The following is a 15,718-nucleotide window of genomic DNA, read 5'->3' as shown; positions in this document are numbered from 1 at the left end:
CCGGCAGGCCTCTTTGTCGCCTGCCTTTGGTCTGCGTTCCGGCTTGCCCCCGTGGCACGCGCGATTACACTGCGCGTTCAGCCATCGGGGGGCGTGACGCGTGAACAGCCAGCTTAGACATTTGCCACAGATCGATACGCTGTTGCAGCAACCGCATGTCGCGTCTTTGGTTGCGACCTACAGCCACGACGAGGTGCGCCGCGCCCTGCGCGAAACGCTCGACCAGCTGCGCCGTGATATTCGGGGCGGCGGGGTGGTCGATTTGCCCGATTTCGCCAGTGAACCCTTTGCCCATAGAATTGCCGACCGGATAAAGGCAGCCCGCCGGCCGAACCTGCGCCCTGTCATCAATGCCACGGGTATCATCATCCACACCAATCTGGGCCGCGCCCGCCTTGCCCCCGAGGCGCTGCAGGCGATGGACCAGATCGGTGCGCGGCCTTCGAACCTTGAGCTGAACCTAAAAACCGGCAAGCGCGGGTCGCGCTATGACCATGCCGAGGCGCTGATCTGCCAGTTGACGGGCGCAGAGGCGGCGCTGATCGTGAACAACTGCGCCGCGGCGGTTGTCTTGGCCCTGATGGGCACCGCCGCGGGGCGCAAGGTGATCGCATCGCGCGGGGAGCTGGTCGAGATTGGCGGGTCTTTCCGTCTGCCCGATGTGATCGCGCAAAGCGGTGCAGAGCTGAAAGAGGTGGGTGCCACCAATAAAACGCGGCTTAGTGATTATGCCGATGCGGTGGACGGGGATACGGCGGTTCTGTTGAAAAGCCACACCAGCAACTTTCGCATTGTGGGCTTCACCTCTGCCCCGTCCCGCACAGATTTGGCGCAACTGGCGGCGGAGCGGGATCTGATCCTGATGGAAGATCTGGGCAGCGGCGTGCTGATTGACCTTGCCCCCTTTGGGCTGCGCGACGAACCCGTGGTGGCGGATATCCTCAAAGCGGGTGTCGATCTGGTCATGTTCTCGGGCGACAAGCTGCTTGGTGGGCCGCAGGCGGGGATCATCGCGGGACGGGCGGATATTATCGCGGGGCTGCGCAAGCACCCGTTGCTGCGGGCGTTGCGCATCGACAAGCTGTCGCTGGCCGCGCTCGAGGCGACCTTGCGTCTGTACCTGCCGCCCCATGATCCGCTGGCGCGGGTGCCGGTCTTGCGTGCGCTCTCGCAGCCTTTGGCAGAGGTAGAGGCGCGGGCGCAAAGGCTCGCGGGTTCCCTCGCTGCGGTGAAGGGGGTGGATGTTGAGGTGATGGCGTCAGCCGCCTATGTCGGCGGCGGGTCGCTGCCGCAGCAGGATCTGGACAGTTTCAGTGTCGTCGTGGCCTCTGCCGCGCTGTCTGCTGAAACCCTTGGGGATCGTTTACGGGGCGGGGGGGTGCCCATTGTCGGGCGTATCCATCAGGGCAAGCTGTGGCTGGACATGCGCACGGTAACGGATGACGAGCTACCCGATGTCGTCGCGGCGCTGGGCGCGATCGCCGCCATATGACATCGGCCTGCGTGATCGTGATCGGCCATGTGGATCATGGCAAGACGGCGCTGGTGCGCGGGCTCACGGGGATGGAGACGGACCGGCTGGCCGAGGAAAAAGCCCGTGGCCTGTCGATCGCGCTAGGCTTTGCCCATTGCGAGATGGCGGGTTGGACGCTTGACCTGATTGACGCGCCGGGGCACGAGGATTTCATCCGCACCATGGTGTCGGGTGCCAGCGGCGCGCAGGGCGCGATGCTGGTCGTCTCGGCCGTGGAGGGCGTCGCGGCGCAAACGCGCGAGCATGTGCAGATCGCAAGACTGTTGCAGGTGCCCGTGGCGGTGGTCGCGGTGACCAAAGTGGATTTGATCCCCGAGGCAGCATTGCCCGCACGTCTGGTGGAAATTGCGGATGCCCTTGCCGCGCAAGGCGTTACCGGGGCCGAACTGGTGCCCTGTTCGGCCACGACCGCTGGCGGGACGGATCATCTGCGGCAGGTCTTGGCGCGGCGGTTCAACGCTTTGCCCGCGCGGGCCGCGCCGATGGGGGCGTTCCTGCCGGTGGACCGCGCCTTCACACTGGCGGGACGCGGAACGGTGGTGACGGGCACGCTGCTTGGCGGCGCGTTGGCGGTTGGCGAAGCGTTGACCGTGCAGCCAAGCGGTGCGGCCACGGTGGTACGTGGCCTGCAAGCACGCGGCGCGGCGCAGGAGAGGGTCACGGCGGGAGAGCGGGTCGCGGTGAACCTGCGCGGTATCGCGCTAGAGGATATTGCCCGCGGCGATGTGATCTGTACGGGCGGGCAGGGGGCGACGCTTTGTATGGATGTGTGTTTGACCGTCGCTGACACGGCACCGCGACCGGTCAAACACATGCAGGATTTGCGCGTGCTGTGGGGCACGGCGCATGAGGTCGCGACCCTGCGGCTGATGGGCGGTGGCCAGATCGCGCCGGGGGACGCGGGGCTGGGGCAGCTGCGCTTCAAACGCCCCGTGGTGGGGTTCGCGGGGCAGGCGGCGGTGTTGCGTCAGCTTTCCCCTGCGGCGACGTTGGCGGGCGCGGTGATCCTTGACCCGCAGGCCACGGCAGTCGGGGCGGGCGACAGACGGCGGTTGGCGGTGATGCAGGCGGCACAGCAGCAGGACGGTACCGCCCTTGCCGCAGCGCTTTGTGCGCAGGGGCGCGGGGTGGCGCTGTGGTCTGATCTTGTCCGGTTGGCGCGCTGCGATGCGACGGCTGCGCTGCCCACGGGCGTTGTGCGGCTAGCGCCGGAACATATCGCGCTGGCCGACGACCTCGCCACGGTGCAGACGGCGGTGGTGGCGGCTTTGCAGCGCTTTCACGCTGACCACCCGATCAAGCAGGGGGCGGCGCTTTCGATGCTGCAACAGGTGACACCACTGCGGGGTTTGGTGCCCTTTGCCCAAGCTGAGTTGCACAGGGGTGGAGAGGTTGTTTTGCGCGACGGTTTGGTCAGTCTCGCACGGCATGACCCCTTTGCAGCCCTGGCCCCGCAACAGCTTGCCCGCCTGACCGAGATCGAAGAGAGGATGCGCGCAGGTGGCACCTCCCCCCCGGATGTGCGGCAGTTCGATGCGCCTGATGACGCGGATCTGATCGCGCTGATGGTGGCGCAGGGGCGGTTGGTGTCCTTGGCGAATATCGCGTTGAAACAGCAGGTTGTGTTTCACGCGGCGACCATCGGCCAAGCGCAGCGGAGCCTTGCGGCAAGCTTCCCCCCGCCCACGGCCTTTACCACCAGCGCAGCGCGCACCGCCTTGGGCACCACCCGCAAGTTCATCGTGCCGCTGCTTGAGCATCTGGATGCGCTAGGCATGACCCTGCGGATTGGTGACACGCGCCAGATCGCGCCGCAGGCGCATTAGGCTTTCGCTTGCCCTGCGGCAGGGCTACGGTGTGGCAATGCGGAGACGACCGGAGTCTGGTGGCTTCCCTGGTCTTCAAAACCATGGACGCGTCGATACGGCGTGTGGTGGGTTCGATTCCCATCCGTCTCCGCCAAGCTGTCTGGACATGCCTGACGATCCCCCACAGTATGCAGCGGCATACTTGGGAGGGGGCGACATGAGTGATCGGAAACCGGAATTTACCCTGAAGGATCTGCAAGGCGCGGCCCACTTTTTTGACGGCACGGGCCCTGCGCTGGTCTGTTTCGTGAAAGAGGATTGCGAGACCTGCAATATCGCGGGGCCGGTGCTGCAGGCGCTGTCGCAGGCTTATGGCGATGCGGTGCGGTTTCTGGTGCCCGGGCAATCCGGCGAGAAGAACGGCGATTTCGCGCAGCGCCACGGGCTGACCATGCCGGTGCTTGAGGATGCGGGCTGCAAGACCTCGTTCGACTGGGATTTCGAGATCGTGCCCGCGCTCTACTGGATTGATGAAAGCGGCGCTGTCGTGACCCACTTTGAAGGCTTCGTGCGCGATGACTGGCAGGCATTGTCCGACCAGATGGCCCGTGCGACGGGCAAAGCTGCGGCGCAGATCGATTGGGACAGCCTGCCCGCCTGGCGTCCGGGATGCGGGTCGAAACACTTTGCCCCCGAGGTCTACGACGCGCTGCGGGCAGAGGCCGAAGGCAGCCGTCTGCGCGCCCGCAAGGTAGAGGTCGCCAGCGGCGATGACATGGCGGAATTCATGTTCGATCAGGGCTTCTCGGACGGGTTGCCCTTGGTGCCGCCGACGCCCGAACGGGTGATCCGCATGTTGGAAGGGACGCATCGTGATCCGCAGGATGTCATCGCCACAGTGCCGCCGAATATGGGTATCGCCACGGTCGAAAAGATCGCGATCAATGCGGTGATGGCGGGGTGTAAGCCTGAATATCTGCCCGTGGTGATCGCAGCCGTCGAAGCTGTCTGCACGGATGAATTCAACGTCCACGGGGTCACCGCCACGACGATGGGCGCGGCGACGGTCATGGTCGTGAACGGGCCGATCGTGGACAAGATCGGGATGAACGGCGGCTTGGGCGCTTTGGGCGCGGGGAACCGTGCCAATGCCACCATCGGGCGCGCGCTGCGGCTGATCATCCGCAATGTCGGCGGGGCGACCACGGGCGGGGTCGAACGGTCTGTCCTGGGCAATCCGATGAAATACACCATGTGCTTTGCGGAGAACGAGGCGGCCTCGCCGTGGGAGCCGCTGCATGTAGAACGCGGGTTCAAGGCGGAGGATTCGGTCGTGACTGTCTTTGCCATGACGGGCGGGCCGGTGCATCTGGTGGACCAGACCTCGCGCAAGCCGGACCAGATCGCGGGGTCGTTGGGGCAGGGGCTTGAAGGGGTGTTCCTGCCGAAGATGCACAACCTGCCGATTGACGCGCTGTTGGTGGTCTGCCCCGAGCATATCCACACGCTGACCGTCGATGGCCCCTATTCCAAAGACCGGCTGCGCGACCGTATCCAAGAGGTCACGGCGCGCCCCTTGTCGGACATGGTGCAGGATGACCATTCGGGCGCGGGTATCCCCGTGGCGGACGCGGAACGCATGGGGCCGGAAAAACTGGCGCAGTTGGCCCCTAAATTTGCGAGCAAGGAATATATCCATATCGTCGTGGCCGGTGGCGATGCGGGAAAATTCTCGTCCGCGTTCCACGGGTGGGCCACGGGCGAAGTGGGGTCGATTTCCGTTTCCAGAAAGATCGATCTAGGCTAGCTTTCACAGCAGAGGAGGACGTGAATGACAATAATTCTTGACCCGACGGACGAACGTGTCCCCGTCGCGCGTCAGATCAGCGAACGGTCCGGTTCGGTGCAGGGGGTTGTCGGGCTGCTGAACATCAGCAAGCCGCGCGGCAATATCCTGCTGGATGAACTGGACAGGTTGTTGACCGAAAACGCACCCGGCGTTGAGATCCGGCACTATACCAAGCCGACTTTCGCCAAGCCGTGCCCCGACACGCTGCGCCACCAGATCCGCGATGAATGCGACTTTCTGGTCGAAGGGCTGGCGGACTGAGGATCATGTACCACGTGCAGTATGCACGATACAGTCTGGTTTGAAATCCAGGGGATCCCGTCTGTTTCCATCGCTTCAAGCGTGTTTGGCCAAGCCGCTGAAACGCAGCGCAAGGCCTTAGGCATGGAGGGCGCGCGCTATGTGCTGGTGCCGCATCCTATTCAGGATGCCACGGACGACGAAATGCGCGCCAAGGCGCGTGAGGCGTTCGACCAGATCATCGGGGCGTTGCGCGACGCGTGACTGACGTGAAAGACATAGACGCAAAAGACATAGGGCGGCGCGGGAAACCTGCGCCGCCTTTTTCGTGAGCATGGGGTGGCGAGGGTTACAGCTCGGTCAGCCAGTGCAGCTCTGACAGGTCGTCGTTGATCCAGATCATCGCATCGACGCTGTCCGCTTCGGGTGGGTGCGCCAGCAGTTGCGCAGGGATTACTGTGGCACGGGCCAGTGCCCGCTCTAACGGCTCGCCCACGGTGTTGTGCATATAGCGCACGGCTTGCAGCAGGGTCAGGTCGGCCCCGGCCAGCGTTCCGTCGGCCAGCGTCAACCGTCCGTCGCGGCGCAGGATCTCGCGGTCGTTCAGGGTGAAGCTGGTGATATCAGAGCCGCCAGTCGCCATCGCGTCGGTCACCAGAAACACCTCTGCCGCGCCGCGATTGGCGGCAAGTGCGGTGCGGATCATGGCCGGATGTACATGCACCCCGTCGGCAATCAGGCCGGATGCCACGCGCGGATGATCAAGCGCCGCCCCCACCAGCCCCGGGCTGCGCGCGTTGGCTTGGCTCATGGCGTTGAACAGATGCGTCGCCATGCGGGCACCGGCGTCGAAGGCGCGCATGGCGGTGTCATAGTCGCAATCACTATGGCCCAGCGACACCAGCACGCCCGCCTGCGTCAGCGCCGCGATCTGATCGGGGGTGGCGTTTTCGGGGGCGAGGGTCATCATCAGGTTCGGGATCCGGGCCACGGCATCTGTCAGCATCGCCATATCATCGTCAGACAGGGGGCGGATCAGGCTGCCGTCATGGGCACCTTTGCGGGCAACGCTCAGATGCGGCCCTTCAAGGTGGAGCCCTACAATACCCGGCATGCCCAGGTGCAACGCCTCTGCCACGGCGGCGATGGCGGCGCGGCTATGGGCGGGGGTGTCGGTGATCAACGTGGGAAGAAATGCGCGGGTGCCAAGCCGTCGGTGCGCGGCGGCCATCGCGCGCAGCGTGTCCAGATCGGGCGCGCTATTGAGCATCACGCCGCCCCCGCCGTTCACTTGCAAATCCACAAACCCGGGGGAGAGGATGCCCCCGTTCAGCCTCCGGGTTTTGGCCCCCGTCGGCAGCGCGGTCAGGGGCGTGATGCGCGGGATGCCGTCGGGGTGCACCACAAGCGCGTGACCGGTCAGCAGATCGTGCCCGTCAAAAATGCGCGCGCCGGTATAGGCGGTGAGGGGGGCGGTCATGCCCGCGCGGCGCGCAGGGCCAGTGCGACGGCCCCATCCAGTGCGCGGCCTTTGGTTTCGACCAGATGGGCGGTCTGCGTGTCGGGCAGATAGGCGGCGTAATGGGGGCCGACGCCGCCGGTCAGGCACAGCGGGCCGCCGGGCTGGTGGTCTAGCGCGATCAGGGCGCGGGTCAGGTAATCGGCCCCTCTTGCCATCAGCGCCCGTCCGATGCTGTCGCCCGCCGCGGCGGCCTGTACCACATCGGGGGCAAGGGTGGCGAAATCGCCGGGCCGCGCCTTGAGGCTGAACTGCACGATGCCCGCGCCACCGCCGAATTTATCCAGCATCTGCTGCGACAGGGGGCTGGCGGGGGTGATCCCGTCAACGACGAGCAAGGTCTGCTCCAGCACGCCATGCCCCAGCCACGCGCCCGACGCCTGATCCGAGACCTGATAACACCAGCCGCCGATACAGGTCTGCACGCCGGCCTTTTGGCGGCCCACGATGGTGCCGGTGCCAAGGGCGATCAGGTGGCAGTCCTGCTCTCCGACGGCACCGACGATGGTGGTGGTGGTGTCTTCGGTCACGACGGATTTGGCAAAGGGCAGACCCGCCTGCACGCGCGGGCCCATTTCCGGCCCCGTGTATCCCGCAAGCCCCAGATGAGCCACGGCACGGGGCATGTCGGCGACATCCAGACCGGCGCTCTCTATCGCGTTGCGCGTCGCGGTCAGCACGCTGTCGATCGCGGTGGCGCAATCGGTGCTGACATTCGCCCGCCCGCCTTTGCCTTCGGCAAGGATACGGCCATCGGGGGTGGCAACAGCGGCGCGGCAACCGGTGCCGCCTCCGTCAACGCCGATCAGGAAAGGAGGGTCTATTTGTGTCATCCGAATTGTTTAGGGCACCTGTTTTGGCGGGGAAAGACAATTTTCGCCATTCGTTTTACCCATGGTCGCAACGGGTTTGCAAATGGCACATGCGCGTGATAAGTTAGCGCTAACATACTCACGTCTTTGTAGGAAGGCCCTTAGGCCCACCCACGTCACGAAGGAAAGCATGATGTTGAACGATACCGTAGCCCGTGTCACCGACCGGATCATCGAACGCAGCGCGCCAAGCCGGGGGGCCTATCTGGCGCGGATGCGCCGCGCCGCCGAGGAAGGGCCGGCGCGGGCGCATCTTTCGTGCAGCGGGCAGGCGCATGCCTATGCCGGTGCGGGGCAGGACCAAGCCGCGCTGGCGACGCAATCGGCGGGCAATATCGGGATTATCACGACTTATAATGACATGCTCTCGGCGCACCAGCCGTTCGAACGCTTTCCGACCCTGATCCGCGACACCGCGCGTGCGGCAGGCGGGACGGCACAGGTTGCAGGCGGCGTGCCTGCGATGTGTGACGGCGTGACCCAAGGCACCCCGGGGATGGAGCTGAGCCTGTTTTCGCGCGACATCATCGCCATGGCGGCGGGTGTCGGGCTTAGCCACAACACTTTCGATTCCGCGATCTATCTGGGGGTCTGTGACAAGATCGTGCCCGGTCTGGTGATCGCGGCGCAGGCTTTCGGGCATCTGCCGGCGGTGTTCCTGCCTGCGGGGCCGATGACCTCGGGTATCTCCAACGACGAGAAAGCGATCGTGCGCCAGAAATTCGCCGCAGGCGAGGCCACGCGCGAAGAGCTGATGGCGTCGGAGATGGCGGCCTATCACGGGCCGGGCACCTGCACCTTCTATGGCACCGCCAACACCAACCAGATGTTGATGGAGTTCATGGGCCTGCACCTGCCCGGCGCGTCCTTTGTGAACCCCAATACGCCCCTGCGTGATGCGCTGACCGTTGCGGGGACGCAGCGGGCGCTGGCGATCAGCCATCTGGGCAATGAATACACACCCGTTTGCGATGTGCTGGACGAAAAAGCCTATGTGAACGGCATCGTCGGCCTGCATGCGACAGGCGGGTCGACCAACCTGCTGATCCACCTTGTCGCGATGGCGCGGGCCGGTGGGATCGTGCTGGACTGGCAGGATTTCTCTGACCTTGCCGATGTCACACCGCTGCTGGCGCGGGTCTATCCGAACGGCTTGGCCGATGTGAACCACTTCCACGCGGCGGGGGGCTTGGGCTTTATGATCGGTCAGCTCATGGCGGGCGGCTTGCTACATGACGAGGTCAAGACCATCGCGGGCGACGGGCTGTCGCGCTACACCCAAGACCCCAAGCTGAAGGATGGCGCCGTCGAATGGGTCGCAGGCCCGACCGAGACGCTGAACGAAAAGATCGTGCGCCCCATTGGCGATCCTTTCCAGCCCACCGGCGGGTTGAAACGTCTGGCGGGGAACCTTGGCAATGCGGTCACCAAAGTCTCTGCCGTGAAGCCGGAGCATCACATCGTCGAAGCCCCGATCCGCGTGTTCCATGATCAGGAAAGCGTGAAAGACGCCTATCGCAATGGTGAGTTCAACGAGGATGTCATCGTTGTCGTGCGTTTTCAGGGGCCCAAGGCCAACGGCATGCCCGAATTGCACAGCCTGACGCCGGTGCTGGCGAACCTGCAGGCGCGCGGGCTGAAGGTGGCGCTGGTCACCGACGGGCGTATGTCCGGTGCCTCGGGCAAGGTGTTGAGCGCGATCCACGTGTGTCCCGAAGCGGTGGACGGCGGGCCGATTGCACGTTTGCAAGACGGTGATATCGTGCGCGTCGACGCCCGCGACGGGCAGCTGACGGTCCTGACCCCCGGCGCGATGGATCGCCCGGTTGCCACGGCTGATCTGTCGGGCAATGAATACGGGCAGGGGCGCGAGCTGTTTGCCACTTTCCGCAACACGGTTGGCGCGGCTGATACCGGCGCCAGCAGCATTTGAACCTGACCAGAGGATGATCCGATGACCCCGCAAGACGCCAGCGCCGCTGCCTATGCCATCTGTAAACGTGCCCCCATCGTGCCGGTCCTGGTGGTGCATGACGCACTGCACGCCCGCCCCCTGGCCGAAGCTTTGGTTGCAGGCGGATTGCCCGCGCTAGAGGTGACGCTGCGCACTGATGCCGCGCTTGAGGTCATTGCCGAGATGGCAAAAGTCGAAGGCGGCGTTGTCGGGGCGGGCACGTTGCTCACCCCCGATGATGTCAAACGTGCGGTGGATGCGGGCGCGACCTTTGGGGTGTCGCCCGGTGCCACGGATAAACTGCTGCAAGCGGCCGAAGATCTGGGCCTGCCGATGTTGCCCGGTGCTGCCACCGCGTCAGAGGCGATGCGTCTTTATGAACGCGGCTATGATATGCTCAAGTTCTTCCCCGCTGAAGCTGCGGGTGGGGCACCCTTCCTGAAATCGCTGTCCTCGCCACTGCCTCAGGTGCGGTTCTGCCCCACGGGCGGCGTGAGCCCTGCCAATGCGGAAAGCTACCTGTCGCTGCCCAATGTGGTGTGCGCGGGCGGCAGCTGGGTCGCGCCGGACAATCTGATGCGCAAGGGCGATTGGGCGGCGATCACCGAACTGGCCCGCGCCGCCAGTACCCTAGGCAGCCGCGGTTAAAGCGACGCCGCCGCGCGACTGGCCTGATCATACTGACCCGAGATCGCGCGTAGCTGCGCCGCGATCTCGCGCAGGTCGTCGCCTTTGATATCGGTGCGCCCCATGCTGTCGATCAGGCAGGTGTTGCGCACCGCGCGGTAGGTCTCTATTAGCTCGGCCCCGCTGGCGGAGGTGCGATAGAACACTTCTTTGCCGCGTTTCTCGGCCTCTAGCAGGCCGGATTTCAGCAGTTTGCGCAGCGCGTAGTTCACCGTATGCGTATCTTCGATATTTAGCAGAAAGCAGATGTCCGTCAGCCGTTTTTCACGGTCTCGGTGGTTGGTGTTGTGCAGCACCAGAATTTCCAACGGGGTCAGATCGGCATTGCCTGCCGCCGCCATGCAGCGCGACATCCAGCGCGAGAAGGCGTTGTAGGCGATGATCATCCCGTATTCGAGCTCGGACGCTTCCCATCCTTCGCCCTCGGCAAGGTGACGGGACGAAACGATACGGCGGGACGGGTGCGATTTTGGGTCTGACATCAGTGCCTCAAGGCTGGTTTTCACTGTCGTTATGTTAGCGAATTGTCGGTATCGCGCAATCCGTCTGTGCGCCAAGGACACGCCGCCCGAGAAAAATGTACCAAGGATAGCGCGACGCGGCAGGGCGCGGTAGCAAAGGGGCAACGGGTGCCGACCCTTACAGCCATTGCGATAGGAGTGACGATGCTGCGATTTCTTGTGCCGGTATTGGCCGCGCTTTTGCTTTTGCCCGTGGGTGCGCAGGCGGCAGAGCGGGAACGCCTTGGCTATGGCCGTCTGATTTCCAATGATTCCATCGGAGAGTTTCGCGACCGCGAGCGCACGGGCGCCTATGTGTCGTCCCGCGTCTGGGGGCCTGAGTGGACGGGGCGCTTGCCGGACCGCTTTGGGCAGTTGATCGAGCTGCGTTTGGGGGTAGAGGTATTCTCCCCCGCGAACCTGCGTCGCCCGCAAGCCGGATCGCGCCCATGGGCCGGTGCCCTGTCCGTCGGAATGCACACCCATTTCGAACGCGATGCTGTGGAATATTCGGTCGGGGCCGCGATCTACGCCACCGGTCCACAGACCCATCTGGATGATCTGCAACGGGGCATTCACGACATCATCGACGCGACCTCGCCCTCTGATCGGGTGTTGGATAACCAGATCGAAAACGGCTTTCACCCCACGGTTCTGGTCGAGATCGGGCGCAGCTTTCCGATTGGCGCGCGGACAAGCCTGCGCCCCTTTGTCGAAGGGCAGGCGGGGATAGAGACATTCGTTCGCGCGGGCTTCGACCTGACCTTTGGCGATATCACACGCGGGGAAATGTTGGTGCGCGACAGCACCACCGGCCAGCGTTACCGCGTGGTGCAGCACCGCGACGCCACGGGCTTTGGCTTTGTCGTTGGGGCCGATATCGCGCGCGTCAGCGACAGTGTGTTCCTGCCGTCGGATCGTGGCTATGACCTGACCCCGCGCCGCGATCGTGTGCGTGCCGGGGTGCATTGGCAGGGCAAGCGGGCCTCGGCGTTCTATGGTCTGACGTGGCTGGGCAAGGAATACGAGACGCAGCCCGATCACCAGCTTGTCGGCTCTGTACGCATCAAGATCGACTTCTGACGCGCAGGCCCCGTGCATAGGGTGATTCGTTCTTTCCAGCGGGGAACGGTTTTGATAGCCTTGGGGCAATAATAATACGACGAGGCACGAACAGTGGTCAAAACGGGCTTTCGAGGCACGTTTGTCATAAGCTGGTCGCAGACAGAAATAGACGGGCTGGATGCCGCACCGGTGCAATCCCTCAAGGTGGGGGCAGCCTGGGCATGGCGGGGCGATTCAATTCGCGTTGACGGGCCGAATGACGTGTTGCGGCTGGATCAGGCGGACGAGGCAGGGGATCTGCGCAGACGGGCTGCGCGGATGGTGCATCGTTTGGTCGGGGCCGCCCTGGACGGCACCACGCCGCCGCACCGGTCTTTCGCCAGTGACCGCGACACCCCGTTGATGGACAACAGCTTTACCGTTACCGACGGTGCGCAGACCTATCTGGTGACAGTGATCGAGGTCGGTCAGGGCAGCCAGCCGCTGCTGATGTTCCTTGACGCGCTGCCGCCGCGCAATACCGATCTGTGGGTCGTCGCGCATACATTGAATACCGCCGCGGCGGATCGGGCGGCGCAATACAGCAGCGGCGTCATCTGCTTTACCCCCGGCACGATGATCCGCACCGCCGATGGCGCGCGCCGGATCGAACAACTGCGCGAGGGCGATCACGTCCAGACGAAAGACAATGGCCTGCAACCCGTGCGCTGGATCGGTAGCCGCCGGATGAGCGGGGCGCGATTGTTCGCGATGCCGCAGCTGCGGCCCATCCGGTTTCGCGCCGGTGCTTTGGGGGATGCTCAGCCTGACGCGGATCTGCTGGTGTCGCCCAGCCACCGGATGCTGGTAAAGGGGCGTGTCGCCCATGACTTGTTCAACACGGACGAGGTGCTTGTCACCGCGCGGGATCTGGTGAACGGGCGCAGTGTCACCATCGATGCCCATGCGCGCGAGGTGACCTATATCCACCTCCTGCTCGATTTCCACGAGGTGCTTTGGGCCAACGGCGTAGAGACGGAAAGCTTTCACCCTGCCTCTGCCGCGCTAGAGACATTGGACGCGACGGACCGCGCGCGGCTGCTGGACCAGTTTCCGCAGATCGCCTTTGATCCGCATACCTATGGCGGCTATGCGCGGCGTAATCTGTCGATGTCCGAAGCGGCGATCCTCGCGCACGCCGCCTGACGCTGCCGGATCGCCTGCTTTCTTGGGGCGGGCCTAGCTGTCTGCCTTGCCCGCGATCAATGCCTGCACGATGGCTTTTGCGCTGTCGCTCGACCAATCCGCATCACCGCGCAGGCGTGCGATTTCACGTCCCTCGGGGTCCATGATCACGGTGATCGGCAGGCCGAAAATGCCCATCTGACTGGCCAGCGCCTGTTTCGGGTCTTGGTGGCGTGGCAGGCTATCGACGCCCGCATCCGCAAAGAACCGTTTGATCCCGTCGGGCGTGTTGCGGCCCGTGGCGATGGTCAGCACTTCGAAATCATCGCCGCCGAATTCCTTTTGCAGCGCGTTCAGCTGCGGCATTTCCTTGCGGCAGGGCGCGCACCACGTGGCCCAGAAGTTGATCAGCACATATTTGCCCTGCCACGCCTCAAGCGTGGTCTCGCCGCCGTCATCCTCAAGCTGGAACGCGACAGAGGAGGTGGCAACGGGGGAATCGTGCACGACCAGTTTCTTCATATCACCGTCGCGCAGGGGCTTGATGTCGGCGCTTTGCCCAAAGCTGGGGTTTGCACCAAGGGCAAGGGCCGTATAAACGAGCGCGAGCATAATCTTTTTCATTTTCCCTCCGAGGGGTTGCCTGATGACCGATACGACTTCGAACAAAATGTGGGGTGGCCGTTTTGCCGCCGGACCAGACGCGATCATGGAGGCGATCAACGCCTCGATCTCGTTTGACCAGCGTATGGCCGCCCAGGACATTGCCGGGTCGCGTGCCCATGCTGCCATGTTGGCTGCACAAGACATCATTAGTGATAGCGATGCCGACGCCATTCGGAAAGGGTTGCTCACGGTGTTGTCAGAGATTGAGGGCGGGACATTTGCCTATTCGACCGCGCTGGAAGACATCCACATGAACGTCGAGGCGCGCCTGAAAGAGGTGATCGGCGAACCCGCAGGCCGTCTGCACACGGGCCGGTCGCGCAACGATCAGGTCGCGACCGATTTCAAACTGTGGACCCGCGACCAGTTCGACGCCGCCGAAAGCGGATTGTTGGCGTTGATCAAGGCCTTGCTGGGTCAGGCAGAGGCCGGAGCCGATTGGGTCATGCCCGGTTTCACCCATTTGCAGACCGCGCAGCCGGTCACTTGGGGCCACCACATGATGGCCTATGTCGAGATGTTTGGCCGCGATCTGAGCCGGATGCGCGACGCACGGGCACGGATGAATGAATCGCCTTTGGGCGCGGCTGCGCTTGCGGGCACGTCCTTTCCGATCGACCGCGACATGACCGCACAGGCACTTGGCTTTGACCGTCCGGCCGCCAATTCGCTGGACGCGGTCAGCGACCGTGACTTTGCGCTTGAGTTCCTGAGCGCTGCGTCGATCTGCGCCATGCACCTGAGCCGTTTCGCCGAAGAGCTGGTGATCTGGTCCTCGGCGCAGTTCCGTTTCGTGACCCTGTCGGACCGTTTCTCGACCGGGTCGAGCATCATGCCGCAGAAAAAGAACCCCGACGCGGCAGAGTTGATCCGCGCCAAGATCGGTCGGATCATGGGGGCCAATGTGGCCCTGATGATGGTGATGAAGGGGCTGCCGCTGGCCTATTCCAAGGATATGCAGGAAGACAAGGAACAGGTCTTTGACGCCGCGGACAACCTGATGCTGGCACTGGCCGCGATGGAAGGCATGGTCAAGGATATGTCCGCCAACCGCGAAAGCCTTGCTGCGGCGGCGGGATCGGGCTTTTCCACCGCGACCGATCTGGCCGATTGGCTGGTCCGCGTGCTGGGGCTGCCGTTCCGCGATGCGCATCACATCACCGGATCGCTGGTGGCATTGGCCGAACAGAACGGCTGCGACCTGCCGGACCTGACGCTGGAACAGATGCAATCGGCCCATGGCGACATCACGGTAGATGTCTTTGACGTTTTGGGCGTGGAAAATTCCGTCAATTCGCGTATGTCTTACGGGGGCACTGCGCCCGCACAGGTGCGCGCGCAGGTGGCCCGCTGGAAAGGGATCATCGGATGAAACCCGTTGCTGCTATTGCCTTGTTGCTGACTCTCGCCGCCTGTGGTGTGGACGGGGAACCCGTGCCGCCGCAGGTCAATAGCACGGTGACGCTGTCGTCCTCCGGCATGTCGGTGGGCACTGGCGTCACCCTTGGCCGCGGCCCGTTCCGGCTGGGTCTGGGGGCGGCGCTGTGATCCGCGCGGCGGTGCTGGCCGTGGTTGCACTGGCGGTGCTGGCGGGCTGTGACAGCGCGCAACGCCATGCGCCGTCTGCCCATGACAGCCGCGCCTATACCCCCGCGACGGATACCGCCACCCGCAAGCATCGCAGCAACTATGAGCCCGGTGTGCATATCTCGGGGCATGTGGATGTGGGCGTTTCCAAGACATTCTGATCGGCGGGGCGGGTGGCGCTGATTGCCATTCCCGCCGCCTTTGGTATTGGGGTAAGCTGTGGTCTGCCGCGATGCCTGTCCCTGCGGTCCGCCGCCCGTAAACGATCGCCGG

General features: G+C 64.2%; 15 protein-coding genes and 1 tRNA gene. 12 read left to right on the top strand and 4 right to left on the bottom strand.

Annotation, left to right across the window (positions count from 1 at the left end):
* Positions 1-100 precede the first annotated feature (100 nt).
* From selA to IV89_RS18650, 5 genes are all read left to right on the top strand, one after another.
* Positions 101-1,492 (top strand): L-seryl-tRNA(Sec) selenium transferase, encoded by a 1,392-nt coding sequence (gene selA / locus IV89_RS14595; protein WP_081858768.1) that lies wholly within the window; start codon positions 101-103, stop codon positions 1,490-1,492.
* On the top strand, positions 1,489-3,360 hold the full coding sequence (selB, locus tag IV89_RS14590) for a selenocysteine-specific translation elongation factor (RefSeq protein WP_037943219.1): 1,872 nt from the start codon (positions 1,489-1,491) through the stop codon (positions 3,358-3,360). Before selA ends, selB begins: the two co-directional genes overlap by 4 nt.
* 41 nt (positions 3,361-3,401) lie before the next feature.
* Positions 3,402-3,496 (top strand) — tRNA-Sec (locus tag IV89_RS14585).
* A 63-nt stretch (positions 3,497-3,559) separates the two neighbouring features.
* Positions 3,560-5,149 carry a TlpA disulfide reductase family protein gene (locus tag IV89_RS14580; RefSeq protein ID WP_037943221.1) on the top strand — a complete coding sequence of 530 codons (1,590 nt, stop codon included), beginning with the start codon at positions 3,560-3,562 and terminating at the stop codon, positions 5,147-5,149.
* Positions 5,150-5,173: 24 nt separating this feature from the next.
* Positions 5,174-5,695 (top strand): UGSC family (seleno)protein, encoded by a 522-nt coding sequence (locus tag IV89_RS18650; RefSeq protein ID WP_258182285.1) that lies wholly within the window; start codon positions 5,174-5,176, stop codon positions 5,693-5,695.
* Positions 5,696-5,780: 85 nt separating this feature from the next.
* On the opposite strand, the gene nagA is transcribed toward IV89_RS18650, so the two are convergent.
* The gene (gene nagA, locus IV89_RS14565; RefSeq protein ID WP_037943223.1) at positions 5,781-6,911 is read right to left on the bottom strand and encodes an N-acetylglucosamine-6-phosphate deacetylase; all 1,131 of its coding nucleotides are present in this window, start codon (positions 6,909-6,911) and stop codon (positions 5,781-5,783) included.
* Positions 6,908-7,783, bottom strand: coding sequence for a BadF/BadG/BcrA/BcrD ATPase family protein (locus tag IV89_RS14560; RefSeq protein WP_037943226.1), 876 nt, complete (start codon positions 7,781-7,783; stop codon positions 6,908-6,910). The genes nagA and IV89_RS14560 overlap by 4 nt, the downstream gene beginning before the upstream one ends.
* Positions 7,784-7,952: 169 nt before the next feature.
* Here IV89_RS14560 and edd point away from each other — a divergent pair, with 169 nt between their 5' ends.
* Together edd and eda are read left to right on the top strand one after the other, a co-directional pair.
* A complete protein-coding gene (gene edd, locus IV89_RS14555; RefSeq protein WP_037943228.1) occupies positions 7,953-9,755 on the top strand; it encodes a phosphogluconate dehydratase in 1,803 nt (600 codons plus the stop codon).
* 21 nt (positions 9,756-9,776) lie between these two features.
* A complete protein-coding gene (gene eda, locus IV89_RS14550; RefSeq protein WP_005851466.1) occupies positions 9,777-10,424 on the top strand; it encodes a bifunctional 4-hydroxy-2-oxoglutarate aldolase/2-dehydro-3-deoxy-phosphogluconate aldolase in 648 nt (215 codons plus the stop codon).
* Here the strand turns inward: eda and IV89_RS14545 are convergent.
* Positions 10,421-10,945 (bottom strand): winged helix DNA-binding protein, encoded by a 525-nt coding sequence (locus IV89_RS14545; protein ID WP_174226595.1) that lies wholly within the window; start codon positions 10,943-10,945, stop codon positions 10,421-10,423. The genes eda and IV89_RS14545 overlap by 4 nt on opposite strands.
* A gap of 183 nt (positions 10,946-11,128) precedes the next feature.
* Between IV89_RS14545 and IV89_RS14540 the strand changes: the two genes are divergently transcribed.
* Together IV89_RS14540 and IV89_RS14535 are read left to right on the top strand one after the other, a co-directional pair.
* A complete protein-coding gene (locus IV89_RS14540) occupies positions 11,129-12,046 on the top strand; it encodes a lipid A-modifier LpxR family protein (protein ID WP_037943229.1) in 918 nt (305 codons plus the stop codon).
* A 93-nt stretch (positions 12,047-12,139) separates the two neighbouring features.
* Positions 12,140-13,213, top strand: a complete 1,074-nt coding sequence (locus tag IV89_RS14535; RefSeq protein WP_037943231.1) for a Hint domain-containing protein — start codon at positions 12,140-12,142, stop codon at positions 13,211-13,213.
* Between the two features lie 33 nt (positions 13,214-13,246).
* On the opposite strand, the gene IV89_RS14530 is transcribed toward IV89_RS14535, so the two are convergent.
* On the bottom strand, positions 13,247-13,816 hold the full coding sequence (locus IV89_RS14530) for a TlpA disulfide reductase family protein (protein ID WP_009826027.1): 570 nt from the start codon (positions 13,814-13,816) through the stop codon (positions 13,247-13,249).
* 22 nt (positions 13,817-13,838) lie between these two features.
* Between IV89_RS14530 and argH the strand changes: the two genes are divergently transcribed.
* From argH to IV89_RS14515, 3 genes are read left to right on the top strand one after another with little or no spacing between them, the layout of a single operon-like run.
* Positions 13,839-15,230 (top strand): argininosuccinate lyase, encoded by a 1,392-nt coding sequence (argH, locus tag IV89_RS14525; RefSeq protein WP_037943234.1) that lies wholly within the window; start codon positions 13,839-13,841, stop codon positions 15,228-15,230.
* On the top strand, positions 15,227-15,406 hold the full coding sequence (locus IV89_RS14520; RefSeq protein WP_005851482.1) for a hypothetical protein: 180 nt from the start codon (positions 15,227-15,229) through the stop codon (positions 15,404-15,406). The genes argH and IV89_RS14520 overlap by 4 nt, the downstream gene beginning before the upstream one ends.
* Positions 15,403-15,606, top strand: a complete 204-nt coding sequence (locus IV89_RS14515; protein ID WP_037943236.1) for a hypothetical protein — start codon at positions 15,403-15,405, stop codon at positions 15,604-15,606. Before IV89_RS14520 ends, IV89_RS14515 begins: the two co-directional genes overlap by 4 nt.
* Positions 15,607-15,718 lie beyond the last annotated feature (112 nt).

Source organism: Sulfitobacter sp. CB2047 (assembly GCF_000735125.2).
GTDB classification, from domain to species: domain Bacteria; phylum Pseudomonadota; class Alphaproteobacteria; order Rhodobacterales; family Rhodobacteraceae; genus Sulfitobacter; species Sulfitobacter pontiacus.
This window is presented reverse-complemented; position numbering and strand designations above follow the sequence as displayed.